Annotated in this window: 2 protein-coding genes; one reads left to right on the forward strand and one right to left on the reverse strand. The window is 48.9% G+C overall.

Annotated features, from left to right (window positions below; translation table 11 throughout):
* Nucleotides 1-1,332 (reverse strand): saccharopine dehydrogenase C-terminal domain-containing protein (locus QM529_07705; GenBank protein MDI9314539.1); only part of this gene is annotated, 1,332 nt, incomplete at its 3' end.
* A 145-nt stretch (nucleotides 1,333-1,477) separates the two neighbouring features.
* On the opposite strand from QM529_07705, the gene QM529_07710 reads away from it, so the two are divergent.
* Nucleotides 1,478-2,383, forward strand: coding sequence for a hypothetical protein (locus QM529_07710; GenBank protein MDI9314540.1), 906 nt, complete (start codon nucleotides 1,478-1,480; stop codon nucleotides 2,381-2,383).
* Nucleotides 2,384-2,466: the final 83 nt, after the last annotated feature.

Here is a 2,466-nt window from a genome sequence, read left to right on the forward strand (position 1 = left end):
CGGCGTCCAATCGCTGTATTTGCCAACCATGTCGCCGAGGTAGGGGATGGTGATTTCCAAAATTTCGTCAAACGGCAATTCGTCAGAATCCAAAATACCGGCGTTGGGGTTTTTAATCGCCCAAATAATACCGGCCAAAACGGGCGATGTAACCTGTAAACTGGTTGCGCTGTTTTGCGGGGCCAACTCGCGTGCCTGGTTTATCGACAAATTTGACCCATACCAATAGGAAGTTTTTTTATGCCCCATCAGCAGAACCCCCAGCTCATCAACGCCGTCAACAATATCATTACCAATCAGCCGTTGCGTTTCTTGCAATTCAAAATTATGGCCGGCCAATTCATGGAGCGACGCCACCGCCGCGTCGCACGGGTGATAGGCATAATGCACCGTCGGGCGGTATTGTTTACCATTAACCTCGCCGCTGAAATAATCGGCTATCGAAATCGATTCGTTGTGGGTGATAATCCAACCATGATAGGGCCCTTCATCCGGCGTCCATGACCGGCATTGGGTAATGGCCCCCGGTTGATGCAGGTAAATCGCCGCGCCGCAACCAAATTCATGTTTGCTGGCGTCTTTCGGCATTTCCTTTTCGTGGCTACCCCAACCCAATTCGGCGGGCTGGCAACCCTCCGAATAAAAACCATCGATGCTCCAGGTATTAACAAACTCGCCGCGTAATTTTGGGTTCACGCTATATTGCGTGTCGCGTTCGGCGATGTGAATAACCTTAACCCCCAGGTTGCAAGCCAATTCGACCCATTCTTGCTTGGTTTGCGGCGTGGCGGTGTTGTGGCCGGTGTCCTTGGCAACATTTAACAATGCTTGCTTCACAAAATGGCTAACCACCCCCGGGTTGGCACCATGGGCGATGATAGCCGTCGGGTTGTCTTTGTCGCCGCGTTGTTGCCACTGGGTGCGTTTGGCAATCGCCGATTCGCGCAGGGCGTAATTACTGCGTTGCGAAGCCGAAAGCGACGTGTCGGTGTAAAACCCAACCCATGGTTCGATGCAGGTATCGATATAAAGAACTTTGTTATCATGGCACCATTCGATAAGGGCGACCGAGCTGACATCAACGCTGAGGTTGACCAAAAAATCGCCGGCATTCAAATGCGTAGCCAACAATTCCTTGTAATTATCGCGCGTCACCGGGTTGATGATGTGGTTGATTTTGTAATGATGCGCAATGTCGATATTGCGGTCGTCGGCGGTGATAACCGTCAGGTGCGGGTTGTTGAAATGTTTGAACAACAACGGCACCAGGCCGGTCGCGATAGACCCAAAGCCGAGCACAACTATCTTTCCTGAAAAATCTACTTTATCCATGATTTTTTGTAACAAGAAAAATTTTCTTTCACAAGTATTTTTTGCAGGAAAAGAATTTTTTTGTTCACTAAGGTTACCGCTTGTAACGCCATGCCGCGCGATGGCACGGGCATAACTGGCACGTTTTTTGCTATCCCTGACTATTATGAACAAATCAGAATACAACAATCGAATAAGGTTGTTAATAGATGTGGGGTTGCTTTGCCTGTTGGCCGTCGCCACCGGCCATGGGCAAACCGCCCATGCCAAAAACTATGGCGAAAATTCAACCCAAACCGCCGAGAATTTTGGTTATGGCAGTAAGGTCGTGCCAATTAAAAATAATACCCAACCAAAAACACAACAATTCGCGCAAGATTACGCCCAAAATTATAATGCCGCCAGTGCCGAAGATTTCGGCTATGGGTCAAGGGTGACATCGATAAAAAAACCAACCTGGTTTAATTTAAGAATCGATGGCGGCATGTTATTCCCCAGCAACGCGATTATTGTGCGCGGCGGTTCGGCCGATACATTAATGACCGATACAATTGGCTGGGACGTTGGCGGTTCGTTCGGCGCGTCGTTTAACCGCGGCACGATAGCGCAAATCGACGTAAGCGGCGTTGTAAATTACGGGCGGTGGGGCGCGACCATTGTCGCGGGTGATAAGGACGAAGAAATCGTCGAGGGCAACAGCCAATTGATTGAAAGCACGATGGTGCTGGCCGAGGCCAATTGGCGGCCATTGCAATCTGATAAGGGGTTGATAGCGCCGTTCCTTGGCATGGGGTTGGGGATGGATATTATTTCGTGGTTGAACAAAGACATCAGCCAGACCAAGGATTACAAAAAATCGGCGATTGGCATCACCGGATTGTTTCAAATCGGTTTGGGTTTTGATTGGTTTTTTGCCACCAATTGGGCGGTTGGCGTTAAATATAATTATTTAATCCCCTTTGGTAAAAATATCGAGGTTGGCAATCAATCGTCCGGCGGCAACGCGCAACCGGTGCTCTATACCCCGGGCAATGTTCACCTGTTGAACGCGGTATTAACCATTTCATTTTAACCAAAACCTAATAACACACCCAAGCACAACATGATTATCATCATCTTCGCCATCGCCTTCGTGGTGATGTTTTTAAGTCAGTA

The organism is Hydrotalea sp. (genome assembly GCA_030054115.1).
Taxonomy (GTDB): domain Bacteria; phylum Pseudomonadota; class Alphaproteobacteria; order JASGCL01; family JASGCL01; genus JASGCL01.

What these genes read in the sequence shown, in the direction of transcription:
- QM529_07710 (MDI9314540.1), top strand. Translation starts at nt 1,478, where the DNA reads ATGAACAAATCAGAATACAACAATCGAATAAGGTTGTTAATAGATGTG.